Here is a 24,249-nt window from a genome sequence, read left to right on the forward strand (position 1 = left end):
CCGGCCGGTCAGTCGGCGGGCCAGACGTCGTCGTCGATGCGCGGCACGAAGCGCATCGGCTCATGGGGCCGGTAAGGCAGGCTGCCGGCCAGCAGGCGGCCGGGCGCCTGCCAATGCCGCCACCAATGCTCGGCGAACTGCCGTACCGATACGGGCTGACCCGAACCCACATTGCGCACCCAGGGCTGGCCCGGGCGCAGATCCTGCCGCCGCACCGCGTGCACGAAGGCGGCGGCCACGCGAGCCACGGGAACATAGTCGCGCAGCTGTTCGCCGGCGGTCATGGCGAAGTCGCGCCCCTCCAGCGCCGCATCGCGCAAGGCGGGCCACAGATTGTGCGCATGCTGGCCTTCGCCGAAGGCCGGGCACAGCCGCAGGTAGGCCAGCTCCACCCCACGCTCGACGGCCAGGGCGTGTGCCAGCACGAAGCCGGCAGCCTTGGATGCGGCATACCCCTCGGTAGGCAAGAGCGGCGCATCGGGCGGGATCGCATCGCCGCCGTCGGCCGAACGGCCATATTCCGCCACGCTGCCGGCCAGCACCCAGCGCCGCACGCCACCGTCCGCCGCGAGCGTGAGCAGGCGCGTCTGCTCCTCGACGTTGATGCGCAGCAGGGTCGGCGCATCGGCAAGCTGAGGCGGAACGCCGGCCGAGGCCAGGTGGACCAGTACATCGACGTCGGCGAGGTCGGCGGGACCGATTTCATGCAGCGCGCGCGGTAGCCAGGCCAGCGCAGCGCCGGCGGGCGCCACCGCGAGCCCGGCCCGGTCAAGCGCACGCACCGAATGGCCGTCCGCCAGCAGGGCGGCCAGGACATGGCGACCGACGAAACCGGTCGCGCCGGTCAGGAAAATGCGCATCGAGCGCTCAGGCCGACAACTGCGCGATCGCCAGGGCCTGCACTGCCAGCGTGTCCCCCATCGCACGCGCCACCGAAACGATCTGCGCGGACTCGATCCCGGGGAAAAACGGCAGGCCCACCATATCCGCCGCGATGGCACCGGCGACCGGCGTCGGCAGGCAGATGCACTCCGGCGCGATCTGCAGCATGCTGGTTAACAAGGGCTGGTACCAGCGCCGCAGGCCGATGCCGCGTTTGGCACACAGGGCTTCGAGCCGCTTGCGCTGCGCGGCGCCCGGCAGCCTCACGCACAGCAGTGTGGGCGCCGCGACCGGCACATCGGTGGCCTGCCAGCGCAGGGCGCCGGGGGCGGCGAGTTCCAGCGCCTGATGCATGTCGGCATAGCGGCTTCGGCGCAGGGCGGCGCAGGCCTCCCAGCGGTCCAGCGAGGCCAGGCCGACGGCAGCGTGGTATTCGCTCATCTTGGCGTTGCTGCCGATGCGCGCCAGCATGCCCACCGGCAGTTTGGCCGCCGGGTTCAGGTTGATGCCGAAGTTGGACAGCTGGCGGACCCGGGCGACCAAAGCCGCGTCGGTGGAGACGACAAAACCGCCCTCGCCCGCCGGCAGCGACTTGGTGGCGTGCAGGCTGAACACGGCCGTGCCGGTGGGCGCCTCCAGCCACTGGCCGCCGAATGCAGCTGCGGCATCGATCACCACCGGAATGCCCGTCTCCTGCTGGAAGGCGTGCCAGCCCGCCATGGCATGAGGGGCGCCGAAGGCAGCCACCGGCATCACCGCGTCGAAGCGGGCCTCGCGCAGGGCGCGGCGGGCGATCTCGGGGGTCAGCAGCCAGCTGTCGGCGTCCACGTCGGCCAGCACCGGGATGTGGCCGGCGCGCAGCACTGCGGTGGCCGTGGCCACGAAGGTCAGCGAGGGCAGCAGCACCCGACTGTGCGGCGGCAGCTCCAGGGCGGCGAGCACCAGTTCCAGGCCGAGCGTGGCGTTGGCCACCGTGCTGAGCGCCAGGGGCACGGCCGCGTTTTGCGCGAAGTGGCCCAGCAGCCGCCCTTCCATCTCGCGCAAGAGCGGCCCGAAGTTGGAGTACTGCTGCGCGGCGTGCATGCGCTGCAGGTAAGGCATCAAGGCCTCGGGTGCCGGCAGGTCCGGCACCAGGAGGGGGACCGGGACATGGGCGGTCATGCGGCGCTCCTGGTGGCCGTGCTGGCCTCGTAGGCCTGCAACTCGAGTTCCAGGTCGGCGCTGTAGTCCAGGCTCTTGCGGTCGCCGCGCAGGTAGTTGAGCCACATCAGGCGAAACGCCTTCTCCAGCTCGGCGGTACGGGTGCGGTAGTCCATGAGGGCGGTGCCGCGCAGGAGATCGCGGGCGCGGGCGCGGTGGGCGATCAGCAGTTCGGGATCGTCCATGAACTGCAGCGCGCGGGCCACATAGGCATCCTCGTCGGCCGCCACCCAGTCGCCCAGGCCGATGCCCTGCAACGTGCGGGCGGTGGCGGCATCGGTGCCGCGTTCGGCGTCCAGCGCGACGATGGGCAAGCCCATCCACAGTGCATGCAGGGTGGTGGTGCCGCCGGAGATCGGCGAGGTGTCCAGCGCCACGTCGGCGATGTGGCCCATCTCCATGAACTGCTCCAGCGGCTGCTGGTGCAGCACGAAGACGCGGTCCACCGGCATGCCGGCGGCTTCGATGCGGCCCTGCATGGCGTCCTGCGCGGCGTCTGCCGTCTGCTCCTTGACCATGATGATCAGGCGCGCGTCGGTGCGTGCCTCCAGGATGCGGCGCCACACCTGCAGCATGTGCGGCGTGAGTTTGACCGAGTTGTTCAGCGAGACCAGCGTGGGATAGCCGGCCTCCAGCATCGGCGGGCTCTCGCGCAGCGGCGCATGCAGCGGCGGCGCGTAGCTGGCCATGCATTCGAGGCGGAACAGCGTCTCGACGTAGTACTGCTCGCGGCCAACGGGGTCCATGCCGTAGTCGGTCAGCCGGTAGTCCATGCCCTTCATGCCCAGGGTGTTCATGAAGCCCAGCCAGGTGGTCTGCACCGGCGCGGCACGCATGGCGAAGGTGAGCAGCCGGTCGCCCAGGGTATGGCCGGACAGGTCCACCAGCACATCGATGCGCTGGGCGCGGATGTATTCGCAGAGCGATTCCTGGCTCAGCTCGCTGATGTTGTGCCAGTGCGGCACGAAGGGCCGCATGGCCACCGTCACGTCGTCGGCCGCGCCGGTGGAGAACACATGCAGGTCGACTTCCTCGGGGTTGTGGTGCTGCAGCACCGGCATCATGAAGAAGGCGATCGAGTGACGACGGAAGTCGCCGGTGACATAACCCAGGCGCAGCTTGCGGCGCGGCGAACGGTCGGCCACCACCAGCGGCCTGGCGCGAGCAGTGAAGGGGTCGGCCACCCGCTGGCCCCAGTCCCGATAGACCCGAAGCGTGCGCGCCGGGTCCTTGTCGATGCTGCTGTGGATCCAGGCGCGCAGCACCCAGGTGGCGGATTCGTTGCTGCGGCTGGCGGCGCGCTCGATCAGGCGGCGGCCTTCTTCCAGCCGGCCGAGGTTGAATTCGGCGAAGGCCATGAAACGCAGGGCATCCGGCGAATCGGGCTCCAGTTCCAGAGCCGTCTGCAAGGCCTCGATGCCGCGCTGCCATTGCAGGGCCACCAGGAAGATGTAGCCCATGCGCAGCCAGGCGTGCACCAGGCGCGGCTCAAATGAAAGCGCCTGCATGTATTGCAACAATGCTTCCTCGGGCTGCTGCCTGCGCTCGAATGCATCCGCACGTTGCAAGGCGGCGCTGGCTTCCGGCGCGATGGCCGGCGCGGCTGCTTTTTTGTTCGCCACGCGGGGCGTTCCGGCCTGAAGCGATTTTTTCATTCAACCCATTGTGATGCGAGTTTCCAACGGGAACAGCGGGATGAGCCCGACAAAGCCACGGTTTTTCCGGCGAGCCAACCAAATTAAGCTAAGTTAGCATCCGGATACATTTATTGGTTACGCTTGGCGGTTTTTCATCGCGCCGGGCTCGCCCCACCCGCCTCCGCCACCGGCTTTTCTACAGGACCACATGCTCGTCATCATCGGCTACGTCGTATGCCTGGGCTGCATCTTCGGGGTGTACATCGCGCACGGCGGGAACATCAGCGTGATCCTGCACGCGCTGCCGTTCGAGATCATCACCATCATGGGTGGGGCGCTCGGCGCCTTCGTGGTCAACAACCAGGGCAAGGTGCTGAAGGCATCGCTGAAGGCGCTGCCCACGGTGATGAAGGGCAGCAAGTACACCAAGGCGCGCTACATGGAGCTGATGTCGCTGCTCTACGACATCCTGCAGAAGGCGCGCAAGGACGGCCTGATGGCCATCGAGAAGGACGTGGAGACCCCGCACGAGTCGGAGATCTTCAAGAAATACCCCCAGGTCGGCCATGACCACCACGTGGTGGAGTTCATGACCGACTACCTGCGCATGATGGTCTCGGGCAACCTGAATTCGCACGAGATCGAGTCGCTGATGGACAGCGAGATCGAGACCCACCACCAGGAAGCCCATGCCCCCATCGCCGCCCTGGCCCGCCTGGCCGGCGCGCTGCCGGCCTTCGGCATCGTGGCCGCCGTGCTGGGCGTGGTCAACACCATGGGCTCGGTGGGCCAGCCGCCCTCGGTGCTGGGCGGCATGATCGGCTCGGCGCTGGTCGGCACCTTCCTGGGCATTCTGCTGGCCTATGGCGTGGTGGAGCCGCTGGCCGGCCTGCTGGAGCAGAAGTCCGAGGATGCGGCCAAGGAATTCCAGTGCATCAAGACCACCCTGCTGGCCAGCATGCAGGGCTACAACCCGTCGACCGCGATCGAGTTCGGCCGCAAGGTGCTGTTCTCCACCGAACGGCCCACCTTCGCCGAACTGGAAGCCCATGTGAAGGGCAAGAAGTAGGCGCACCGCCATGGCAGAGAAGAAGCTCCAGCCCATCATCGTCAAGAAGATCAAGAAAGGCGGCCACGCCCCGCATGGCGGCGCGTGGAAGATCGCCTACGCCGACTTCGTGACGGCCATGATGGCCTTCTTCCTGCTGATGTGGCTGCTGGGCTCCACCGCCAAGGGCGAGCTGCAGGGCATCGCCTCCTACTTCAGCAACCCGATGCAGGTGGCGCTGGGCGGCGGCGACGGCTCGGGCAACAGCTCCAGCATCCTGCCCGGCGGCGGCAACGACCTGACGAAGGTGCATGGCCAGGTGCGCCGCTCCGAGTCCGACGAGGACAAGAAAGTGAAGATGTCGGCGCGCATGGAGCGCCGCCGCCAGGCTCAGCAGGACGCCCAGCGCATGGCCGAGCTGCAGAACAAGATCGAATCGCTGATCACCGAGAGCCCCAAGCTGCGCGAATACAAGTCGCAGATCAAGATCGAGGTGACGCCCGACGGCCTGCAGATCCAGATCGTGGACGACCAGAACCGCCCCATGTTCGACAGCGGCAGCGCCCTGGTGAAGCCCTATATGCGCGACATCCTGCGCGAGATCGGCGCGGCGCTGGGCAATGTCGAGAACAAGATCAGCCTGGCCGGCCATACCGACGCCACGCCCTACGGCAACGGCGAGCGCGGCTACAGCAACTGGGAGCTGTCCTCCGACCGCGCCGCCGCCACCCGGCGCGAACTGGTCGGCGCCGGCATGCCCGACGCCCAGCTGGCCCGCGTGGTGGGCCTGGCCGCCAGCGACCCCTTCGACAAGAACGACCCCAAGGCGCCGGCCAACCGCCGCATCACCGTCACCGTGCTCACCCGCGAGGCCGAGCAGCGCCTGCTGGGCCACGGCCTGCCCGCCGTGCCGCCGGAAGACCTGACAGACGCCGTCGAAGGCATGGATGCCGCCGACGGCAAGGGCGGCAACGGCGCGACCACCACCCCTGCCGCCGCCTCCACGAACAACAACAACGGCGCACAGGCACTCCCGCTGCGCAAGCCCATGATCGATCTACCGGCGCGGCCGCCCCGCAACCAGGCCGAGGCCCCGGCCGCACGCTAGCCGCACCGGTCCGACATGCATATCCAAACCCTGTTTTCCCACTGAAAGGGTCCTCCGTGGCCACAGCATTGCGTTTCCTCATCGTCGATGACTTCTCCACGATGCGCCGCATCGTCCGCAACCTGCTCAAGGAATCGGGCTTCACGGATGCCGACGAGGCCGAAGACGGCGCCGCCGCGCTGCAGAAGCTGCGCAACGGCCGCTTCGACTTCGTGGTGACCGACATCAACATGCCCAACATGAACGGCTTCGAGCTGCTCACCAGCATCAAGGCTGATGAAAAACTCAAGCACCTGCCGGTGCTGATGGTGACCGCCGAAGCCCGCAAGGAAGACATCGTGGCGGCCGCCCAGGGCGGCGCTGCGGGCTACATCGTCAAGCCCTTCACCAAGGCGACGCTGGAAGACAAGGTGAACAACATCCTGAAGAAGACGGGGCTGGTGGCATGAACACGACGACGAACCCGCCCGCCGGCGACAACGGCGCCCAGCCTCTGCCCACGGTGTCCTCCGAGATCGTGCACATGCGCATCGGCCAGCTCACCCGCCAGCTGCACGACTCGCTCAACGCCCTCGGTTTCGCCGACCGCCTGCGCGAGAGCGTGGGCGAGATGCCCGATGCCAAGAGCCGCCTTTCCTACATCGCCCGCCTGACCAGCGACGCGGCCGAGAAGGTGCTCAACCGCGTGGAGCTGGCCAAGGCCAACCACGAGTTCATCCTGAACGAGGCGCGCCAGATGGTCGCCAGCGTCAAGAAGGACCCGGTCGCCGCCGTGGCCAGCGGCCGCATCATGAACTTCCTGGAAGACATGGAGCGCACCACCCAGGAGGCCGACAGCCACCTGACCGAGATCATGATGGCGCAGGACTTCCACGACCTCACCGGCCAGGTGATCGCACGTGTGGTGAGCCTGACGGCCAACATCGAGGACCAGCTGCTGCAGCTGCTGATCCAGACCGCTCCGCCCGGCAGCGCCGCGCCGGAAGCCGCTGCCGCCGCCACGGCCGCATCGGCCGCAGCCGTGTCCGCCGCCGAAGCCGCCGAAGCCGAGGTGGAAGGCCTGCCCGAGCCCTCGCATCCGCGCCTGAACGGTCCTGTCGTGGAGCCGGAAAAACTGGCCGGCGAGGTGGTGACCAGCCAGTCCGAAGTGGACGATCTGCTGGCCAGCCTGGGTTTCTGAGCCGCTTCGAAGCCTGCCCGATCTAGGCCCAACGGCCTAGCAGGCGCCCGCATCCTGCCTGGCCTGCCGGCCAGGCACCAAGAACAATGGCTGCCTCCCAACAGTGGAAACGGAGCCCGGTTCATGGCATTCACCCGACGCGGCTGCGCATGCTTATTCGCAGCGGCTGCTTTCCTCGTCGCCGCCACACCCGCCGCCTTCGCGGCCCAGTGGAAGACCTTCCGGCTCGAATGGAGCGGCGCCGAATTCCAGAACGGCGCCCGGGCCACCGGTTCGATCACGCTCGACACCGGCCAACTGCCCGACCCGCGTGACAACTTCATCGCGCTGCCGAACCGGGCCGTGCGCGCCTTCACCATGCAAGTCGTCGGCTCCAAAGGCGGCAACGGCAAGTTCAGTCAGAACGATTTCAGCGCGCTGGCCTTCTACAGTTTCCAGCCGCTGGATCTCTCCAGGGAACTGATAGGCCAGTCGGTGGGCAAGGGCAAGACCTTCGGTCAGTCCAGTGACCAGGCCGATTTCAACCTCGTGGCCAAGGAATCGAAGACGCGGCGCACGCCGGTCGACATGGACTCCTTCATCATGAAAACGCATGGCGGCGCGCTGATCCGGCTGACCTCCATGGTGCCCGTGCCGACTCGCCCGGGCCGGCGCTGAAATCGGATTCAACATCCGGGCTGGGCTGGGCGCGAACGGGAGCGGCAACAGAGGAACCACGACGCTGGTGTTGAGATGGCCGAGCAGATCGGCCTGAATATCCAGCAGATAGCCTTGGCCTTCGGCGTTGCGATAGACGTGGAAACGGGCCAAGGTCAGAAGTTCCGGTGCTGCGCCAGCGCAAGGCCGTGCTGCTCCACGTAGGCATTGGAACTCTCCAGGGCGGCACGGTTTTCGGCGAGCCAGTGTTCCTGCCGACGCTGCGCAACCGCCGCGGCAATACCCGTTTCGGCCGCCTGCGAAATGTTCACGCCCAGCGCCCGGGCCTCCCTCACCAAATCGCCCGTCAACGTCAGGTTGGTCGATTTTCGCGCTGGCGAAATCTGCGCGGATGGTGAACCAGGCGCTGCGGGAGAGGTTTGGGAAGCGCGCGCAAACATAGGAACCTCCTCGAAGACCTGCACAGCCTAACCCCACGGAAAACGCGCATTCTTCATGCGCGTATCTGATGAAGAAGCGCGAGGGCTTGTAGTGAAGAAACCAAGAACCCCGCTTTATCGAGCTTTAGCCTGGCCCACGGATTCCGACAATGGCGCCACCCCAGCCCCAAGCCGCCATGGACTCCAGCTCAGACCGCAACCTACCCGCCACCGCGCACAAGCTCAAGCAGGCCCGTGACGACGGCCAGGCGCCGCGCTCGCGCGACCTGACCAACCTGGCGGTGCTGGGCGCCGGCGCCTTCGCGCTGGTCACGCTGACGCCGACCGCCTTCCAACTGCTGCAGCAGGGCCTCATCAAGCAGCTGCATTTCGACCACGCCACCCTGGCCGACCCGGCCACCATGATGGAGCGGGTACAGGACATGGGCGGCATGGGCCTGATGATGTGCCTGATCTTTGCCATCCTGGTCGGCGCGGCCTCGGTCGCCAGCGCCATCGCCTCCGGCGGCTGGATCGCCAGCCTGAAACCCATCATGCCGGACTTCAGCCGCATCAACCCCATCTCCGGCCTGGGCAACCTGATCAGCAAGCAGCAGATGTTCAACATTGCCAAGCTGTCGGTGCTGACCGCCATCCTGTTCTTCGTCACCTGGATCTTCATGCGCGATAGCCTGCAGCGCGTGACCTCGCTGGTGATGCAGCCCTCCTCGCTGGCCTTGCGTGACCTGGCCGACTGGCTGGTCTCGGGTGTCACCATGATGCTGCTGGTGGTGTTCGCCGCCGCGGCGATCGACGTGCCGCTGCAGGGCTTCTTCATGAAGTCGCGCCTGAAGATGTCGCACGAGGAAGTCAAGCAGGAGCACAAGAACGCCGAAGGCAACCCGCAGATCAAGAGCAAGATCCGCCAGCGCGCCCGCGAGATCGCCAACCGCGCCAGCGTGGCCAAGGTGCCGCAGGCCGACTTCATCGTGATGAACCCCACCCACTACGCCGTGGCGATGCGCTACGACGAAGTGAACATGAACGCACCGCAGGTGATCTCGAAGGGGTCGGACCTGCTGGCCCTGCGCATCCGCGACATCGCCAAGCACCACGACATCCCCGTTCTGCAGTCGCCGGTGCTGGCCCGTGCCCTGTATGCCCACGCCGAACTGGACCAGCCGATTCCCACCTCGCTGTTCAACGCCGTGGCGCAGGTGCTGGCCTATGTCTACCGCCTGAAGGCCGCCAAACGCGGCGAAGCGGCCATGCCGGGCGTGCTGCCTGAGCCGACCGTGCCGCCGGAACTCGATCCGCACAACACGGCGGCCATCCAAGCGGCCAAGGCGGCGAAGGTCGAGGCAGTGCGGCTGTAACGCGAGCGTGGCGGCTCACTAGTGGGCGCCGAAAAAATCCCGCAGCAGGGCGGGCAGATAGAGGTCCGCATCGATTGCCGGAAAGTGCAGGCCCAGACCCGATGGCGAAATCTCGATCTCATCGAGATCTTCCAGCCTGGCCGCTTCCAGCCCGCGGACGTCATGCGGCCTGAAGGCGATTTCGACTCCGTTGCTGAGTTCGATGACGATGCGGCCGGCACTGCAGTCGTGGTGTGCGGCCATGACGGTTACCACACCGGCCAGGCGCGCGGCCTGATGGGCATTGGCGATCTGTTTCTTGCTGAATGTCATCCCGCGATCTTGATGTGAGCACCCGCCCGCCTATCGGCTGCCGCCCAATTCCCGAAGACACCACCCGAACCCCCGCTTATCGCGCTTTAGAAAAGTCGGACGATTCCGACAATGGGCAGGCACCACCACCGCCCCCATGACCACCTCCACCGACCGCCGAAACTCCGCCGCCGCGCGCCAGCTCCAGCACGTCAACGTCGCAGGAGCGTGCGCATGAAGGCCCGCGTCACCTCCGCCCGCAACTGGATGGGCGCCAACGGCGCGGCCATCAAGGGCATCGCCGCGCCGCTGTTCGTGGTGATGATCCTGGCGATGATGGTGCTGCCGATGCCGGCCTGGCTGCTGGACACCTTCTTCACCATCAACATCGCCGTCGCGCTGATGGTGATGATGGTGGCGGCCTATATGGTCAAGCCGCTGGACTTCGCCGCCTTTCCGCTGGTGCTGCTGCTGACCACCCTGATGCGCCTGTCGCTCAACGTGGCCTCGACGCGGGTGGTGCTGCTCGAAGGCCATTCTGGCGCGGGCGCGGCCGGCGCGGTGATCGAGGCCTTCGGCCACTTCCTGATCGGCGGCAATTTCGCCGTCGGCCTGATCGTGTTCGCCATCGTGGTGGTGATCAACTTCGTGGTGGTGACCAAGGGCGCCGAGCGTATCGCCGAAGTATCCGCCCGCTTCACCCTCGATGCCATGCCCGGCAAGCAGATGGCGGTGGACGCCGACCTGAACGCCGGCGTGATCGACGAGAAGGAAGCCCGCAAGCGCCGCGCCGAAGTCGGCGAGGAAGCGGCCTTCTTTGGCTCCATGGACGGTGCCAGCAAGTTCGTGCGCGGCGACGCCATGGCCGGCATCATCATCCTGCTGATCAACATCATCGGCGGCTTCACCATCGGCGTGCTGCAGCACGACCTGACCGCCGCCAAGGCCGCCGACACCTACATCCTGCTGGCCGTGGGCGATGCCCTGGTGGCGCAGATCCCGGGCCTGTTGATCTCGGTGGCCGCAGCCATGGTGATCTCGCGGGTGGGCAAGGAAAACGACGTCGGCCAGCAGGTGATCGCCCAGCTGTTCAATTCGCCCCGCGTGCTGGGCATCACCGGCGGCATCCTGCTGTCCCTGGGCCTGATCCCGGGCATGCCGCACCTGGTGTTCCTGGCCATCGGCGGACTGGTCTCCTACGGCGCCTGGCGCATGTCCAAGCGCCCGCCGCCGCCCACCCCCGAACAGCTGGCCGCCGCCGAAGCCGCCGCCAGCGCCCAGGCCGCTCCCGGCAACGACGGCGAAGCCAGCTGGGACGACCTGCAGCCGGTCGACCTGCTCGGCCTGGAGCTGGGCTACCGCCTGATCATCCTGGTCGACAAGAACCGCCAGGGCGACCTGCTGACCCGCATCAAGGGCGTGCGCCGCAAGTTCGCCCAGGAAGTGGGCTTCCTGCCGCCGGCCGTGCACGTGCGCGACAACCTGGAATTGAAGCCCAGCGGCTACCGCATCACCCTGCGCGGCGTGGTGGTGGGCGAAGGCGAGGCCTTCCCCGGCATGTTCCTGGCGATCAACCCCGGCGGCATCAGCACGCCGCTGATCGGCACCCCCACCACCGACCCCGCATTCGGCCTGCCGGCGCACTGGATCGACGAACGCCAGAAGGAAGCGGCGCAAATGGCGGGCTTTACCGTGGTTGATTCAGAAACCGTCATGGCCACGCATCTCTCACACTTGATGCAAGTCCAGGCAGCCAAGTTGCTGAGCCGGACGGAAACCCAGCAACTGGTCGAACATGTCGCCAAGCTGGCCCCGAAACTGATCGAGGAAGTGGTTCCGAAAATGGTGACTATCGCCGTGTTCCAGAAGGTGCTGCAGCTGCTGCTCGACGAGTCGGTGCACATCCGCGACATCCGCACCATCATCGAAACCCTGGCCGAGCATGCCGCCGCCACCCAGGACCCGGTCGAACTGGCCCGCCGCATCCGCATCGCCCTGGCGCCCTCGATCGTGCAGCAGATCTACGGCCAGGCACGCGAACTCAGCGTGATCGCCATCGAACCCCAGCTGGAGCGCCTGCTGGTGCAGGCCCTGGGCAGCAACAACGGCCCCTCGCTCGATCCGGGCGTGGCCGACATGCTGACCCGCTCCGCCGCCGAGGTCGCGCTCAAGCAGGAAGAAATCGGCCTGCCGGCCTGCCTGCTGGTGCCCGACCAAATCCGCAGCGCCATGGCCCGCCTGGTGCGGCGCGTGGCACCCCGCCTGCAGGTGCTCGCCCACAGCGAGATCCCTGAAACCCATTCCATCCGCATCGGCCCGATCCTCCGGGGAGCCAACGCATGAACATCCGCCGTTTCACCGCCGCCACCGCCCGCGAAGCCCTGGCCAAGGCCCGTCACGCCTTCGGCGACGGCACGCTGATCCTGTCGAACCGCCCCGTGCCCAATGGCGTGGAAGTGGTGGCGACCGCGGAAGAGTCGCTGTCGGACCTGCAGGACGGCGCACAGGCCGAACCGGCCGTGCCCGCCCGCATCGCCGCCCGCCCCGCCGCAGCCGCCCCCGCCAAGCCTTCCAAGCCCGCCGGCAGCCCGCTGCAGGCCCGCGCCGCCGCGCAGATGGACCGCCCCGCCCTCGGCGCGGCCCGTCCCGCCGCCGCGGCCGCCCGCCCCGCCGCCAGCACGGTCCAGGAAGACACCGAGCAGCTCGCCATGAGCACCCTGTCCTTCCAGGAATACGTGCGTGAACGCATGCTGCGCCGCCGCCACGAAGCCCTGAACGGCCAGGCCCAGGGGCTGGCGGGCGACGAAGCCCTGCCCGCCGCGCCGCTGGCCATGCCGATCGCCGAACGCGTGGAACGCATGGAGCGCTCGGTCGCCCCCGCCCTCTCCGGCAACCCGCGGCCCGCCGCTGCCGCAGCACCCGCCGCCGCACCCCGGGTGCAGCACGCCTTCCCGGCCGTCGCCGCGGCAGCCGCTGCCGCCGCGCCGCAGCGCCGCGCCGCCCCCGCTCCTGCCGCCGGCAAGGGCGTGGTCGACGAACTGCAATCGATGCGAGAGCTGATCGAGGACCGCTTCAACACCCTGGCCTGGCTGGGCCAGGCCAAGCAGGACCCGATCCAGTCCAACCTGATGCTGAAGCTGATCCGCGGCGGCTACTCCCCCGCCCTGGCCCGCGCCGTGCTGGAACGCCTGCCGCAGGAAGCCAATGCCGGCGAAGCCGTGCGCTGGCTGATCGATGTGCTGCAGCGCAACCTGCGCACTGCCCCCGGCAACCTGCCGCTGGCCGAAGAAGGCGGCGTGTTCGCCCTGGTCGGCTCCACCGGCGTCGGCAAGACCACCACCGCCGCCAAGCTGGCCGCCCAGTGCGCCCGCCAGTACGGCCCGCAGAGCGTCGGCCTGATCACCCTGGACACCTACCGCGTCGCCGCCCACGAGCAGCTGCGCGCCTACGGCCGCATGCTCGGCGTCGTGGCCCATCTGGCGCACGACCGTGCCGCGCTGCAGGACCTGCTGGGCCTCCTGGCCAACAAGAAGATGGTGCTGATCGACACCACCGGCGTCGCCCCGCGCGATCCGCGCAAGCGCGACATGCTCGACGTGCTCGACCTGCCCGGCGTGCAGCGCCTCTTGGTGCTCAACGCCGGCAACCACGGCGACACCATGGACGAGGTCGTCACCTCCTTCAAGAGCACCGGCGCGCAGCAGGCCATCCTCTCCAAGACCGACGAAGCCGTGAAGATGGGCCCCGCCGTCGACGCCCTGATCCGCCACCAGCTCGTGCTGCGCGGCGTGACCAACGGCCAGCGTGTGCCCGAGGACTGGGAAGAAGCCGACGCCGGCCGCCTGGTGCGCGCCTCGATGCGCTCGCCCGCCAAATCCGCCTTCGACCCCAAGGCCGCCGACCTGAGCTTCTTCTTCTCGTCGGACGTCTCCGGCGCGCAGGCCGCCTTCGGCCAGGGCAAGGGGAGCCTGCTCGATGCTTGAGTCCTGCCATGACCAGGGCGCCGGCCTGCGCCTGCAGATGCCCCAGACCTGCCCCCGCCTGGCCGCCCTGATCGGCCACGGCGATACCGACACCGAATTGCCGCTGCTCTGGCAGCTGTGCGACGCCCTGCAGTCGCTGGGCTACCGCGTGGCGGTGCTCGACGCCTCGCGCGCCGAGAGCTTCGACACACCCGGCCTGCAGGGCCTGCTCGACGGCAGCCTGTCGGCCGACGACGAGCTGGACCCGAGCGGCTCTTTCGCGGCTGTCGAGCTGTCGATCTTTCCCGCGCACCGCGGCCTGGCCAGCCTGGTCGGCCTCGACGGCGTACCGGATTTCGGTGCCAGCGCACGCCTCGGCCGCGCCCTGCACAGCTACGACATCGCGGTGCTCTATGGATCCGCCGCGCAACTGGCCGAATGGGCCGGCCACTGCGCCATCGCCCCGGTGCTGCCGGCCGCGCCGCGCAAGTCCAGCCTGCTGGCGGTCGGCAAGGCGGTGAAGACCCTGGCGGACGCGGGTGTTTTGCCCACGCTGGCCTCGGTCGTCACCCGCCCCGGCATCGCCACCGCAGGCGTGGCGCAGGCCGCGCGCGAGAACCTCGCCCGCTGCGCCGCCTACTGGCTGGGTCGTGAAATCGATGTCCTGCGGGTGCGCTCCGCGCCCGAGGGCGAGCCCGCATCCACCGAAGTCCATCGTCTTGCCTTGCGGCTGATCGAAGGCGCGGCTACCCTTGCCACGGTGGCGACACCGCTGGCGCCCGCGCCCGATGCCGCCGCATTCGTCCGCCACGGACGCACCGCACGGAGCCACTGATGTACACCGCCAAAGGCCAGCTCGACCGCGAAGCGATGCTGAAGCAGTACGTACCCCTGGTACGGCGGCTGGCGCACCACATGATCGCCAAGCTGCCGCCCAATGTGGAGATCGACGACCTGATCCAGGTCGGCATGATGGGCCTGGCCGAGGCCTTGTCGCGCTACCAGGTCACCCAGGGCGTGCAGTTCGAGACCTTCGCCACCCAGCGCATCCGCGGGGCGATGATCGACGAACTGCGCGAGGGCGACTGGATGAGCCGGGGCTCGCGCAAGAGCCAGAAGGACATCGAGCATGCGCTGCACCGGCTGGAGCAGAAGCTGGGGCGGGCGCCGCTCGAATCGGAGATCGCTTCCGAGATGGGCATGGAGCTCGATGAGTACCAGAGCATGCTGGCCAAGGTTCGCGGCACGCAGCTTGTCTATATCGAGGACATGTCTTCCAGCGAGGACGATGACGGGTTCCTGGATCGGTTTCCGGATGATCCGGATGTGGATCCCATGCAGCAGCTTCGGGATCAGCGGCTGCGGCAGGCTCTTGTGGAAGCCATCAAGGTTTTGCCTGAGCGGGAGCAGTACATCATGAGTATGTATTACGAGAATGACATGAATCTCAAGGAGATTGCTGCTGTTTTGGGGATTACTGAGTCTCGGGTTTGTCAGCTGCATAGCCAATCTATTGCGCGGCTGCGGTCTAAGATGCGGCATCACTGATTTTTTGTTTATCTGCCATTAGGCCGGTGACTTGACGGGGTTAATCGTCGGTCGCTGGCTTTTTTTATTTTCTTCTACTCCTACGGAGGGTGGAGGTGGGGCTCGCGTCGCCCCACACCCCGGTAACTTTCTTTCCATTGAAAGAAAGTCACCAAAGAAAAATTAGAAAGCGGGATCGGGGACGGGCTTTCGCCCGGGTCGGGCCATTGTTTCGCTGCGCTTCACTCGGCTCTCGGCATGGCGAAGTGGGCTCAGCAACTGGAACGGATGCTCGAGGATCGGGCCGCTCGTTCGCCAAAAGCTTCACGCACTGACGCGGTTGGTGGGCGCTTGTTTTGGCGCACTGGCGGTTTCCAGGGGATCTGGACGCGGCGCTTGATCGAACTTGTCGGTTGGCTGAGCGTGAAGCTTTTGGCGAACGAGCGTCCCGATCCTCGAGCACTGGCAATCGTTGCTGAGATCAAATCGCCATGCGGAGAGCCGAGTGAAGCGAAGCGGAACAAAGGCCCGACCCGGGCGAAAGCCCGTCCCCGATCCCGCATTGAATTTTTCTTTGGTGACTTTCTTTCAATGGAAAGAAAGTTACCGCCGGTCTGGGCGGCGCAAGCCCCAGTCCCTCCCTACGCGCAGTAGAAGAAGTAAATCAAGAAGCGCAAAGAGCGAGTCAAAAAAACCGCGACCCAAACCGCGAAGCAGCCCCAGCCCGAGAAGCAGCCTTGCTATAAGTAGCCTGATCCCCGGCGGCAGAGGGAATAAGAGAAGCCACAGCCCGATCGACCCCCGCCGACCGCCGCGCCAAATTCTCCCGACAAGCCGCAAACCGCTTCCCCGCGGCCAGCAAACGACGCTGCAACACAGGCCCCCCGGCCCGCACAGCAGCCACAGGCACCGGCAACAACCCGGAAACCTCGGCAGACGCATCCCGCAAAAGAGAAGAGGCCAGCAACAGCGCATCGCCGTCGCCATGAATCAAGGCCTCGGTCACGGCATCGAGCCGAGATTCAAGTCGCCCCAGGCGGGTGTCGATATCAGACCAGGTAGCGGTTCCGGCTTGCATGGCGGCACTCACTCGGAAAAGGCAGCAGACAGGGAAATCAGCCGACCTGTCCCTTGCGCAGCACCTGCTGCGCGTTCGACAAAAGCTTGTCGGCGATCGCTTCCGCATCGACCGTGAACGTGCCGTTCGCGATCGCCTCCTTCATCTTCGACACCTTCTCGGCATCGAAGGAGCCGCTGGCGCTGGAGGTTTCCAGCGAACGCGTCAGGGAGGACACGGTCACCGACACGCCGGACTGCTTGACGGCAGCCGGGTCGGGTGTGGTGGTCGCCGCGGTCTTGGCTGCAGTGGCTGCAGCCGAAGACGCGACAGCGGCCGTCTTCGCCACGGGGGTGGCGATTTCGGGAATGTCGGGGGTTTGGCCAATCTTCATCACGCTCTCCAGGGCCTCGGTAGCAAGGCCTCGTAGGAAGGTCTTCGGCGTTTTCTCGGCAGACTTTAATCTGTTTCATTTTTTTATCTTCGATCCGGGAAAAAACCAGGCCTTGTGTTGCGGCTAAAGCGCCACAAAGCGTGAATGCAGAAGCGGTCGCCACGCGAGTAAGCACTCAGATCGCCACACGCACGGTGCGCGAATCGACCACGGTGCCGGTCATGAAGCGGCCGCCCTCCATGCGCACCCGCACCGGCTGGCCGACGATGCCGGCGCCCACGGCCTGGCCGTCGGATGTCACGGCGAAACCCGGGCCCTCGGCCACCACACGGACGTTGGTGCCCGCTTCGAAAACCTGCGGCGGCCGCACCATGGACTGGCGCAGGGCCTGGCCGGCGTTGAGGTTGCGGGTGACCGTGCTGCCCAGCCACTGCGCCTGGTCGCCCAGCACGGCGGCGGGCTCCTCGGCCCAGTCGACCTCGGCCTGCATCGCATCGGAGGCGGCCAGCGTGGCGCCGGCCATCACCGGACCGCGCACCACCCAGGCCGGGCCGAAGGCCTTCACCTGCACCGGCATGAAGACGTTCCAGCGCACCGGGCCGTCCACGCAGCGCAGGCCGACCCGGCTCTTGCCCCACAGCCGCATGTTGGCGGGCATATAGGGCTCGACCTTGTTGCAGGCCGCCAGGCGCAGGCGGCTGTCGAGCGGGCCCACGCTCACTTCCATGCGCAGCGGCATGTTCATGCTCTGCGCGCCCCGGGCCACTTCGCCGTCGAGGAACTCGCGGCTGGAAGATTCCAGGGCGGAGGTCGAGGCCTCGGCCATGCCCTGCGGAACGTTCTGGGCCAGCGCGGGCAGCGCCGCGGCGGCCAGGGCCAGGGCGATCAGGCGGTGGGGGACATCGTGGAAGGACATGGTGCGGGCTCCGTTGCGGCAGGACAGGCGGGCACATCAGGCATGGCCCCGAGAACGCACTGTAGGCACAGCCCTCCCCCGGCAAGACAGGAAGAGAGGCGGCTTTCCCCGCTTCATCGCGCTTTAGTCCGGCACCCCGAATTTCACAATCGCTTCCGACGGCAAACCTCCAAGCGCCACCTCCACACACCAACCGAACCGGGTCACCCGCCATGCTCGAAACGCTCACCAACCAGCTGGACTTCCAATCGAAGGCCCTGGTGCTGCGCGCCGAACGCCAGCGTGTATTGGCCAGCAACATCGCCAACGCCGACACGCCGGGCTACGCGGCCCGCGACATGGACTTCGCCAGCAACCTGCGCGCCGCCACCGGTGAGTTCACCGGCGGCAGCGGCCAGCGCCTGCCGATGACCGCGTCGAGCGGCAGCGCCATCGGCAGCGTCGGCGGCATGCCCACCATCGGCCTGGCCACCGGCGACCTCGGCCGCGGCGGCTTCATGCCGGTCTCCACCGTCGGCCGCCTGCCGGGCGGCAGCGGCGCCGGCGAACTCGGCTATGCGGTGCAGACCCAGCCTTCGATGGACGGCAACAGCGTGGACCTCGACCGCGAACGCGCCACCTTCGCCGACAACGCGGTGCACTACGAAGCCACGCTGCGATTCATCAATGGCCAGGCCAAGACGCTGCTCACAGCGATCCAGGGCCAGTGAGCAACACCACCCGAAGGGCCTGAACCATGTCCATGTTCTCCATCTTCAACGTCTCCGGCAGCGCGGTCAGCGCGCAGTCGCAGCGGCTCAACGCGGTGGCCTCCAACCTGGCCAACGTGGAAGCCGTGGCCGGCCCGGACGGCAAGGCCTACAAGGCCCGCCAGGTGGTGTTCCAGACCGTGCCCATGGGCGACGAGGGCACGGCCGGCGTGAAGGTGGTCCAGGTCACCGAAAGCCAGGCCGAAGGCCGCAAGGTGATGGACCCCAGCAACCCCTCGGCCGACGCCGAAGGCTATGTGACGCATTCCAACGTGAACGCGGTCGAGGAGATGGTCAACATGATCTCCGCCTCCCGCGCCTACCAAAACAACATCGAGGTGATGAACACCGCCAAGACCCTGATGTTGAAGACGCTGCAGATGGGCCAGTAAGCGCCCCATCCCCTCTTTTCCCACCGAACCGGAAAAAACCGCCATGGCCTCCACCACCGACGCACTGTCCTCGACCACCGCCTACCAGCCCACGTCGTCGCTGACCAGCACCACCAGCACCTCGTCCTCGGGCAGCACCACCGGCACCACCAGTGCCAAGGACCAGGAGGACCGTTTCCTGAAGCTGCTGGTCGCCCAGCTGAACAACCAGGATCCGATGAACCCGATGGACAACGCCCAGATGACGACGCAGATCGCCCAGATCAACACCGTCTCCGGCATCGAGAAGTTGAACACCACCGTGACCGACCTGGCCACCCAGATGGCCGCCATGCAGGGCATCCAGGCCAGCGCGCTGATCGGCCACGACGTGCTGGCCTCCGGCAACACCGTGTCGGTGGACAGCAGCACCAACAAGGGCAGCGGCACCTTCACCCTCGACGGCTCGGCCAGCGACGTGAGCGTCAAGGTCAGCACCGCCGGCGGCGTCACCGTCGGCACGCTCAACCTCGGCTCCATGGCCGCCGGCCAGCACGACTTCGACTTCAACTCCACCGGCTACAGCAGCGCCGACGGCCTGAAGTTCACCGTCACCGCGGCCAACGGCTCGGCCTCGGTCGGCTCCACCACCATGGTCAAGGGCAACGTCGCCTCCATCGGTTCGGACACCACCGGCGCGCTGACCCTGAAGTTCAAGGACGGCAATACCGCCGCCTACACCTCCGTCAAGTCGATCCTCTGATCGGCTCCAACCGCCCCTCACCCCCGCTTTCCGCCCCCGCGCTAAGGAGCAAGCAACATGGCATTCCAACAAGGTCTCTCGGGTCTCAACGCTGCCAGCAAGAGCCTCGACGTCATCGGCAACAACATCGCCAACGTCAACACCACCGGCATGAAGGCTTCGCGCGCGGAGTTCTCGGACCTGTACGCCTCCAACCTGGGCAGCGGCGGTGCGGCCTCCATTCCCGGCATCGGCGTGATGACCGCGGCCATCTCGCAGCAGTTCAGCCAGGGCAACCTGACCACCACCGGCAACGACCTGGACCTGGCCATCAACGGCGCCGGCTTCTACCAGGTGCAGCTGCCCAGCGGCGAGATCGCCTACACCCGCAACGGCACCTTCAAGCTCGACAACAGCGGCAACATCGTCACCAACGCCGGCGCCAAGCTGCAGGGCAACATCTTCGACCCGCTGACCGGCGCGGTCACCAAGGGCAACCTCACCCTGCCCACCGGCAAGGGCGTGGCCGGCCACCAGACCTCGGCCATCACCGCCACCGCCAACCTCGACACCACCGCCGTCGCCTACAACTCGGTCACGCCCAACATCCCGCTGAGCACCTACGGCACCTCGATCACCGCCTACGACTCGCAGGGCGCGGCGGTGCCGATCGGCATGTATTTCCAGAAGACCGCGTCCAACACCTGGAACGTGTATGCCGACTATCCGCAGGGCGGCGCCACCGGCACCACCACCGGCACGCCGGTCGGCACCGTGACCTTCGACGCCAACGGCGTGATCTCCTCCGGCACCCCGCTGACCCTGACCGGCGTGCAGGTCTCCGGCGCCGCAACGCCTGCCTTCAACGTGACCGTCAACCTCGACGGCCTGACGCAGAACGCCTCCAGCTTCTATGTCTCCAGCCTCAAGCAGGACGGCTACGCCCCGGGCGAGCTGACCGGCATGTCCTTCGCCGAGGACGGCACGCTGACCGCGCGCTACTCCAACGGCCAGACCCAGTCCACCGGCCAGATCGTGCTGGCCAACTTCCGCAACGTGCAGGGCCTGGAGCCCACCAGCGGCGACTACTGGAAGGAGACCATCTCCTCCGGCGCGCCGATCAAGAACGTGCCGGGCTCGGGCAACTTCGGCAAGATCAATTCGGGCACGCTGGAAGACTCCAACGTCGACCTGACCGCCGAGCTGGTCAACATGATGACCGCGCAGCGCGCCTACCAGGCCAACGCGCAGACCATCAAGACGCAGGACCAGATCATGTCCACCCTGGTCAACCTCCGCTGATCGCGGGCCCCAAGAACAGGACTGAGTGATGGATCGGCTCGTCTACACCTCGATGACCGGCGCGGCCGCCGCGGCGGACCGCCAGTCGGTGCTGGCCAACAACCTGGCCAACGTCTCCACCAATGGCTTTCGCCAGGAGCTGCACGCCTTCCGCGCGGTGCCGATCAAGGGCGACGGCGCCAGCACCCGTGTGTTCGCGGCCGAAACCGCCAGCACCCACGACGACACGCCGGGCACCATCACCTTCACCGACCGCAACCTCGATGCCATGCCGCAGGGCAACGCCTATTTCGCGGTGCAGGGCCTGGACGGCACCGAGGCCTATTCGCGCAACGGCGGCTTCCAGGTGAATTCCAACGGCACCCTGGTCAACAGCGTCGGCCTGCAGGTGCTGTCGGCCGACGGCGCACCCATCGACATCCCGCAGAACGCCCAGGTCGCCCTCGGCGCCGACGGCACCATCACCGCCAAGATCGACGGCCAGGCGATCAACACCGTGGGCCGGCTCAAGCTGGTCACCCCCACCCAGGACCAGCCGCTCAAGCGCAGCGCCGACGGCCTGTTCCGCAGCGCGGCCGGCGACCAGATGGCCACCGATCCCAACGCCCGGGTACAGACCGGCGCGCTCGAAGGCTCCAACGTCAACGCGGTCAGCACCATGGTCGCCATGATCGAAGCGGCCCGGCAGTTCGAGCAGAACACCAAGCTCATGCAGTCCGCGGAGCAGAACGACAAGACCGCCAGCCAGCTGCTGTCGATGAACTAAGGAAACGACCATGATCAATTCGCTCTGGATCTCCAAGACCGGCATGGAAGCCCAGCAGACCCAGCTGGACGTCATCTCCCACAACCTGGCCAACGTCTCCACCAACGGCTTCAAGCGCGCCAACGCCGTCTTCGAAGACCTGATGTACCAGAACCTGCGCCAGGTCGGCTCCAACACCAGCGAGCAGAACCAGCTGCCCACCGGCCTGCAGCTCGGCCTGGGCGTGCGCACAGTGGCCACCTCGCGCTCCTTCGCGCAGGGCAGCCTGCAGCAGACCAGCAACACGCTGGACGTGGCCATCAAGGGCAACGGCTTCTTCCAGGTCACCCAGCCCGACGGCACCCTGGCCTATACCCGCGACGGCTCATTCCAGGTCAACTCCTCGGGCCAGCTGGTCACCAACAACGGCCTGCCGATCGCCAACGGCGTGACCATCCCGGCCAATGCGCAGAGCGTCAGCATCGCCGCCGACGGCACGGTGAGCGTGGTGCTGCCCACCACCGCCACGCCGCAGCAGGTCGGCACCATCGCCCTGGTCAACTTCATCAACCCGGCAGGCCTGGAGCCGCGCGGCCAGAACCTGTTCACCGAAACCGCCGCCTCCGGCACGCCGCAGACCGGCACCGCCGGCACCAACGGCCTGGGCACCGTCATGCAGGGTTTCGTGGAAACCTCCAACGTCAACGTGGTGCAGGAGCTGATCGGCATGATCCAGACCCAGCGCGCCTACGAGATGAACAGCAAGGCCGTGCAGACATCCGACCAGATGCTGCAGAAGCTCGCCCAGCTGTGATGGAAAGGAGCCCCCAGATGAAACCGGTTGCCCGCTCTTTCCTGTTCGCCCTGATGCCGCTGGCCACCCTGCTCACCGGCTGCGAGACCATGCAGCCCAAGGTGGAGATGCCCGTCACCGCCGCGCCGCAGCTGGTCTACCCGATCCGCGAGCCGGTCTCGGCCACCGGCGGCCTGTTCAGCACCGCCACCTACCGCCAGGCCTTCGAGGACCGGCGTGCCCGCCTGGTGGGCGACAACGTCACGATCAACATCGTGGAGAACGTCAGCGCCAGCCAGACCTCGACTTCCACCGTGGACCGCAACGGCACCGTCAAGGGCGGCATCACCGCCCTGCCCTTCTTCGGCGCCTCCTCGCTGGCCGCCAAGACCACCGTGGCCGCGGCCGATGCCAACACCTTCTCCGGCAAGGGCGGCACGCAGAGCGCCAACACTTTCTCCGGCGCCATCACCGCGACGGTGGTGCAGGTATTGCCCAACGGCCACCTGGTCGTGACAGGCGAAAAGCAGATCGGCGTCAACGAGAACGTGGACACCCTGCGCTTCTCCGGCACCATCGATCCGCGGGCCATCCAGGCCGGCAGCACCATCGCCTCCACCCAGGTGGCGAACGTGCGCATCGAGTCGCGCGGCAAGGGCCAGGCCGGCGAAGCCCAGCAAATGGGGTGGCTTTCCCGGGTCTTTTTGAACGTTCTACCTTTCTGAGGCGCGGGAGAATTCCTCCCATGCCCTCCCTCCTCCGCCCCCGTCTTCTCGCCCGCTTCGCCGTCCTCCTGGGCGCCGCCTGCGGCCTGCTGCTCGGCCAGGCGCCCGCCCAGGCGATGCGGATCAAGGAAATCGCGGCGGTGCAGGGAGTGCGCACCAACCAGCTGACCGGCTACGGCCTGGTCATCGGCCTGGACGGCACGGGTGACCAGACCACCCAGATGCCGCTCACCACCCAGAGCCTGACCAACTACATGCAGCAGCTCGGCATCACCCTGCCGGCCGCCACCGCCTCCCAGCTGCAGCTCAAGAACGTCGCCGCGGTGATCGTCACCGCCCAGCTCCCCGCCTTCGCCCAGCCGGGCCAGATGATCGACGTGACCGTGTCCTCGGTCGGCAACGCCAAGTCGATCAAGGGCGGCACCCTCATCACCACCCCGCTGCGCGGCGTGGACGGCGAGATCTACGCCCTGGCCCAGGGCAACGTCGCCGTGGCCGGCGCCGGCGCCGCGGCCAACGGCAGCAAGGTGCAGATCAACGCGCTCAGCTCGGGCCGGGTGCCCCAGGGCGGCCAGGTCGAACGCGCCATTCCCACGCCGCTGCAGGAAGGCGATTCGATCAAGCTCGATTTGAACTCCTTCGACTTCCAGACCGCCCGCCGCGTGGCCGAAGCCATCAACCGCCGCCTGGGCAGCGGCCTGGCCCGCGCCCTGGACGGCCGCACGGTGCAGGTCACCGCGCCCACCGATGCGAATGCCCGGGTCAGCTTCCTCGCCGACCTGGAAGAGATTCCGCTGGAGATGACCGCGCCGGCCGCCAAGGTCGTCATCAACGCCCGCACCGGCTCCATCGTGCTCAACCAGTCGGTCACGCTCGGCCCCTGCGCCATCGCCCACGGCAATCTGTCGATCACCATCAGCACCACGCCGGTGGTCAGCCAGCCGGGTGCCTTCAGCGGCGGCCAGACCGCCGTCACGCAGAAGAGCGACATCTCGATCAAGCAGGAACCCGGCATCCTGATGCAGGTGCCCGCATCGCCCCAGCTGGCCGACGTGGTGCGTGCGCTCAATGCGCTGGGCGCCACGCCGCAGGACCTGCTGGCGATCCTCCAGGCGATCAAGGCCGCCGGCGCGCTCAACGCCGAGCTCGAAGTGATCTGACGACAGGG

The 24,249-nt window shown here is 67.2% G+C and carries 26 protein-coding genes and 1 pseudogene; 18 read left to right on the forward strand and 9 right to left on the reverse strand.

Going from position 1 to position 24,249, the window contains the following annotated elements; all coding sequences use genetic code 11:
- Positions 1-8: 8 nt before the first annotated feature.
- Genes GT347_RS08135 through GT347_RS08145 form a run of 3 tightly spaced genes read right to left on the reverse strand, consistent with a single transcriptional unit; the run spans position 9 to position 3,704 of the window.
- On the reverse strand, positions 9-860 hold the full coding sequence (locus GT347_RS08135) for an NAD-dependent epimerase/dehydratase family protein (protein WP_160551481.1): 852 nt from the start codon (positions 858-860) through the stop codon (positions 9-11).
- Positions 861-867: 7 nt separating this feature from the next.
- The gene (locus GT347_RS08140) at positions 868-2,043 is read right to left on the reverse strand and encodes a DegT/DnrJ/EryC1/StrS family aminotransferase (RefSeq protein ID WP_160551482.1); all 1,176 of its coding nucleotides are present in this window, start codon (positions 2,041-2,043) and stop codon (positions 868-870) included.
- Positions 2,040-3,704, reverse strand: coding sequence for an O-linked N-acetylglucosamine transferase, SPINDLY family protein (locus tag GT347_RS08145; protein WP_229722795.1), 1,665 nt, complete (start codon positions 3,702-3,704; stop codon positions 2,040-2,042). Before GT347_RS08145 ends, GT347_RS08140 begins: the two co-directional genes overlap by 4 nt.
- Before the next feature lie 223 nt (positions 3,705-3,927).
- On the opposite strand from GT347_RS08145, the gene motA reads away from it, so the two are divergent.
- The 5 genes from motA (at position 3,928) to GT347_RS27470 (ending at position 7,712) form a co-directional block, all read left to right on the forward strand.
- On the forward strand, positions 3,928-4,788 hold the full coding sequence (gene motA / locus GT347_RS08150) for a flagellar motor stator protein MotA (RefSeq protein WP_160551484.1): 861 nt from the start codon (positions 3,928-3,930) through the stop codon (positions 4,786-4,788).
- A 10-nt stretch (positions 4,789-4,798) separates the two neighbouring features.
- Positions 4,799-5,875 (forward strand): flagellar motor protein MotB, encoded by a 1,077-nt coding sequence (motB, locus tag GT347_RS08155; protein WP_160551485.1) that lies wholly within the window; start codon positions 4,799-4,801, stop codon positions 5,873-5,875.
- Positions 5,876-5,931: 56 nt separating this feature from the next.
- A complete protein-coding gene (cheY, locus tag GT347_RS08160) occupies positions 5,932-6,324 on the forward strand; it encodes a chemotaxis response regulator CheY (protein WP_160551486.1) in 393 nt (130 codons plus the stop codon).
- A 74-nt stretch (positions 6,325-6,398) separates the two neighbouring features.
- The gene (locus tag GT347_RS08165; RefSeq protein ID WP_229722892.1) at positions 6,399-7,055 is read left to right on the forward strand and encodes a protein phosphatase CheZ; all 657 of its coding nucleotides are present in this window, start codon (positions 6,399-6,401) and stop codon (positions 7,053-7,055) included.
- A 123-nt stretch (positions 7,056-7,178) separates the two neighbouring features.
- Positions 7,179-7,712 (forward strand): hypothetical protein, encoded by a 534-nt coding sequence (locus GT347_RS27470; protein ID WP_229722796.1) that lies wholly within the window; start codon positions 7,179-7,181, stop codon positions 7,710-7,712.
- A 60-nt stretch (positions 7,713-7,772) separates the two neighbouring features.
- Here GT347_RS27470 and GT347_RS28050 read toward each other — a convergent pair.
- Positions 7,773-7,865, reverse strand: a pseudogene (locus GT347_RS28050) (hypothetical protein); the annotation flags it as partial.
- 2 nt (positions 7,866-7,867) lie between these two features.
- On the reverse strand, positions 7,868-8,152 hold the full coding sequence (locus tag GT347_RS08175; protein ID WP_160551489.1) for a type II toxin-antitoxin system CcdA family antitoxin: 285 nt from the start codon (positions 8,150-8,152) through the stop codon (positions 7,868-7,870).
- A 176-nt stretch (positions 8,153-8,328) separates the two neighbouring features.
- On the opposite strand from GT347_RS08175, the gene GT347_RS08180 reads away from it, so the two are divergent.
- A complete protein-coding gene (locus tag GT347_RS08180; protein WP_160551490.1) occupies positions 8,329-9,507 on the forward strand; it encodes an EscU/YscU/HrcU family type III secretion system export apparatus switch protein in 1,179 nt (392 codons plus the stop codon).
- 18 nt (positions 9,508-9,525) lie between these two features.
- On the opposite strand, the gene GT347_RS08185 is transcribed toward GT347_RS08180, so the two are convergent.
- Entirely contained in the window at positions 9,526-9,819 is a 294-nt protein-coding gene (locus GT347_RS08185; RefSeq protein WP_160551491.1) for a DUF2442 domain-containing protein, read from the reverse strand.
- Between the two features lie 213 nt (positions 9,820-10,032).
- Here GT347_RS08185 and flhA point away from each other — a divergent pair, with 213 nt between their 5' ends.
- From flhA to GT347_RS08205, 4 genes are read left to right on the forward strand one after another with little or no spacing between them, the layout of a single operon-like run.
- Complete coding sequence (flhA, locus tag GT347_RS08190; RefSeq protein ID WP_160551492.1) at positions 10,033-12,141, forward strand: flagellar biosynthesis protein FlhA; 2,109 nt, start codon at positions 10,033-10,035, stop codon at positions 12,139-12,141.
- Complete coding sequence (gene flhF / locus GT347_RS08195; RefSeq protein ID WP_160551493.1) at positions 12,138-13,781, forward strand: flagellar biosynthesis protein FlhF; 1,644 nt, start codon at positions 12,138-12,140, stop codon at positions 13,779-13,781. The genes flhA and flhF overlap by 4 nt, the downstream gene beginning before the upstream one ends.
- Positions 13,774-14,595, forward strand: coding sequence for a hypothetical protein (locus GT347_RS08200; protein WP_160551494.1), 822 nt, complete (start codon positions 13,774-13,776; stop codon positions 14,593-14,595). The genes flhF and GT347_RS08200 overlap by 8 nt, the downstream gene beginning before the upstream one ends.
- Complete coding sequence (locus GT347_RS08205) at positions 14,595-15,308, forward strand: RNA polymerase sigma factor FliA (protein ID WP_160551495.1); 714 nt, start codon at positions 14,595-14,597, stop codon at positions 15,306-15,308. Before GT347_RS08200 ends, GT347_RS08205 begins: the two co-directional genes overlap by 1 nt.
- A gap of 664 nt (positions 15,309-15,972) precedes the next feature.
- On the opposite strand, the gene GT347_RS08210 is transcribed toward GT347_RS08205, so the two are convergent.
- From GT347_RS08210 to flgA, 3 genes are all read right to left on the reverse strand, one after another.
- Positions 15,973-16,365, reverse strand: coding sequence for a hypothetical protein (locus GT347_RS08210; protein WP_160551496.1), 393 nt, complete (start codon positions 16,363-16,365; stop codon positions 15,973-15,975).
- Positions 16,366-16,402: 37 nt separating this feature from the next.
- Positions 16,403-16,738, reverse strand: coding sequence for a flagellar biosynthesis anti-sigma factor FlgM (flgM, locus tag GT347_RS08215; RefSeq protein WP_160555264.1), 336 nt, complete (start codon positions 16,736-16,738; stop codon positions 16,403-16,405).
- A gap of 175 nt (positions 16,739-16,913) precedes the next feature.
- Positions 16,914-17,654, reverse strand: a complete 741-nt coding sequence (gene flgA, locus GT347_RS08220; protein ID WP_160551497.1) for a flagellar basal body P-ring formation chaperone FlgA — start codon at positions 17,652-17,654, stop codon at positions 16,914-16,916.
- Between the two features lie 212 nt (positions 17,655-17,866).
- Here flgA and GT347_RS08225 point away from each other — a divergent pair, with 212 nt between their 5' ends.
- Genes GT347_RS08225 through GT347_RS08260 form a run of 8 tightly spaced genes read left to right on the forward strand, consistent with a single transcriptional unit; the run spans position 17,867 to position 24,241 of the window.
- Complete coding sequence (locus tag GT347_RS08225) at positions 17,867-18,364, forward strand: flagellar basal body rod protein FlgB (RefSeq protein ID WP_160551498.1); 498 nt, start codon at positions 17,867-17,869, stop codon at positions 18,362-18,364.
- Between the two features lie 26 nt (positions 18,365-18,390).
- Positions 18,391-18,795, forward strand: a complete 405-nt coding sequence (gene flgC, locus GT347_RS08230) for a flagellar basal body rod protein FlgC (RefSeq protein ID WP_160551499.1) — start codon at positions 18,391-18,393, stop codon at positions 18,793-18,795.
- A 43-nt stretch (positions 18,796-18,838) separates the two neighbouring features.
- Positions 18,839-19,537 carry a flagellar hook capping FlgD N-terminal domain-containing protein gene (locus GT347_RS08235; RefSeq protein ID WP_160551500.1) on the forward strand — a complete coding sequence of 233 codons (699 nt, stop codon included), beginning with the start codon at positions 18,839-18,841 and terminating at the stop codon, positions 19,535-19,537.
- A gap of 57 nt (positions 19,538-19,594) precedes the next feature.
- Entirely contained in the window at positions 19,595-20,818 is a 1,224-nt protein-coding gene (gene flgE / locus GT347_RS08240; protein WP_160551501.1) for a flagellar hook protein FlgE, read from the forward strand.
- A 28-nt stretch (positions 20,819-20,846) separates the two neighbouring features.
- Entirely contained in the window at positions 20,847-21,584 is a 738-nt protein-coding gene (locus tag GT347_RS08245; protein WP_160551502.1) for a flagellar basal body rod protein FlgF, read from the forward strand.
- Positions 21,585-21,594: 10 nt separating this feature from the next.
- The gene (gene flgG, locus GT347_RS08250) at positions 21,595-22,377 is read left to right on the forward strand and encodes a flagellar basal-body rod protein FlgG (RefSeq protein WP_160551503.1); all 783 of its coding nucleotides are present in this window, start codon (positions 21,595-21,597) and stop codon (positions 22,375-22,377) included.
- 17 nt (positions 22,378-22,394) lie between these two features.
- The gene (locus tag GT347_RS08255) at positions 22,395-23,081 is read left to right on the forward strand and encodes a flagellar basal body L-ring protein FlgH (protein WP_160551504.1); all 687 of its coding nucleotides are present in this window, start codon (positions 22,395-22,397) and stop codon (positions 23,079-23,081) included.
- 20 nt (positions 23,082-23,101) lie between these two features.
- Positions 23,102-24,241 (forward strand): flagellar basal body P-ring protein FlgI, encoded by a 1,140-nt coding sequence (locus GT347_RS08260; RefSeq protein ID WP_160551505.1) that lies wholly within the window; start codon positions 23,102-23,104, stop codon positions 24,239-24,241.
- Positions 24,242-24,249: the final 8 nt, after the last annotated feature.

Origin of the sequence: Xylophilus rhododendri (assembly GCF_009906855.1) — a bacterium.
GTDB lineage: Bacteria > Pseudomonadota > Gammaproteobacteria > Burkholderiales > Burkholderiaceae_C > Xylophilus > Xylophilus rhododendri.

Excerpts from the sequence above, each read along its gene's own strand:
- GT347_RS08135 (WP_160551481.1), bottom strand. The coding sequence starts at position 860 with ATGCGCATTTTCCTGACCGGCGCGACCGGTTTCGTCGGTCGCCATGTC.
- GT347_RS08140 (WP_160551482.1), bottom strand. The coding sequence starts at position 2,043 with ATGACCGCCCATGTCCCGGTCCCCCTCCTGGTGCCGGACCTGCCGGCA.
- motA (WP_160551484.1), top strand. The coding sequence starts at position 3,928 with ATGCTCGTCATCATCGGCTACGTCGTATGCCTGGGCTGCATCTTCGGG.
- motB (WP_160551485.1), top strand. The coding sequence starts at position 4,799 with ATGGCAGAGAAGAAGCTCCAGCCCATCATCGTCAAGAAGATCAAGAAA.
- GT347_RS08165 (WP_229722892.1), top strand. The coding sequence starts at position 6,399 with ATGCGCATCGGCCAGCTCACCCGCCAGCTGCACGACTCGCTCAACGCC.
- GT347_RS27470 (WP_229722796.1), top strand. The coding sequence starts at position 7,179 with ATGGCATTCACCCGACGCGGCTGCGCATGCTTATTCGCAGCGGCTGCT.
- GT347_RS08175 (WP_160551489.1), bottom strand. The coding sequence starts at position 8,152 with ATGTTTGCGCGCGCTTCCCAAACCTCTCCCGCAGCGCCTGGTTCACCA.
- GT347_RS08180 (WP_160551490.1), top strand. The coding sequence starts at position 8,329 with ATGGACTCCAGCTCAGACCGCAACCTACCCGCCACCGCGCACAAGCTC.
- GT347_RS08185 (WP_160551491.1), bottom strand. The coding sequence starts at position 9,819 with ATGACATTCAGCAAGAAACAGATCGCCAATGCCCATCAGGCCGCGCGC.
- flhA (WP_160551492.1), top strand. The coding sequence starts at position 10,033 with ATGAAGGCCCGCGTCACCTCCGCCCGCAACTGGATGGGCGCCAACGGC.
- flhF (WP_160551493.1), top strand. The coding sequence starts at position 12,138 with ATGAACATCCGCCGTTTCACCGCCGCCACCGCCCGCGAAGCCCTGGCC.
- GT347_RS08200 (WP_160551494.1), top strand. The coding sequence starts at position 13,774 with ATGCTTGAGTCCTGCCATGACCAGGGCGCCGGCCTGCGCCTGCAGATG.
- GT347_RS08205 (WP_160551495.1), top strand. The coding sequence starts at position 14,595 with ATGTACACCGCCAAAGGCCAGCTCGACCGCGAAGCGATGCTGAAGCAG.
- GT347_RS08210 (WP_160551496.1), bottom strand. The coding sequence starts at position 16,365 with ATGCAAGCCGGAACCGCTACCTGGTCTGATATCGACACCCGCCTGGGG.
- flgM (WP_160555264.1), bottom strand. The coding sequence starts at position 16,738 with ATGAAGATTGGCCAAACCCCCGACATTCCCGAAATCGCCACCCCCGTG.
- flgA (WP_160551497.1), bottom strand. The coding sequence starts at position 17,654 with ATGTCCTTCCACGATGTCCCCCACCGCCTGATCGCCCTGGCCCTGGCC.
- GT347_RS08225 (WP_160551498.1), top strand. The coding sequence starts at position 17,867 with ATGCTCGAAACGCTCACCAACCAGCTGGACTTCCAATCGAAGGCCCTG.
- flgC (WP_160551499.1), top strand. The coding sequence starts at position 18,391 with ATGTCCATGTTCTCCATCTTCAACGTCTCCGGCAGCGCGGTCAGCGCG.
- GT347_RS08235 (WP_160551500.1), top strand. The coding sequence starts at position 18,839 with ATGGCCTCCACCACCGACGCACTGTCCTCGACCACCGCCTACCAGCCC.
- flgE (WP_160551501.1), top strand. The coding sequence starts at position 19,595 with ATGGCATTCCAACAAGGTCTCTCGGGTCTCAACGCTGCCAGCAAGAGC.
- GT347_RS08245 (WP_160551502.1), top strand. The coding sequence starts at position 20,847 with ATGGATCGGCTCGTCTACACCTCGATGACCGGCGCGGCCGCCGCGGCG.
- flgG (WP_160551503.1), top strand. The coding sequence starts at position 21,595 with ATGATCAATTCGCTCTGGATCTCCAAGACCGGCATGGAAGCCCAGCAG.
- GT347_RS08255 (WP_160551504.1), top strand. The coding sequence starts at position 22,395 with ATGAAACCGGTTGCCCGCTCTTTCCTGTTCGCCCTGATGCCGCTGGCC.
- GT347_RS08260 (WP_160551505.1), top strand. The coding sequence starts at position 23,102 with ATGCCCTCCCTCCTCCGCCCCCGTCTTCTCGCCCGCTTCGCCGTCCTC.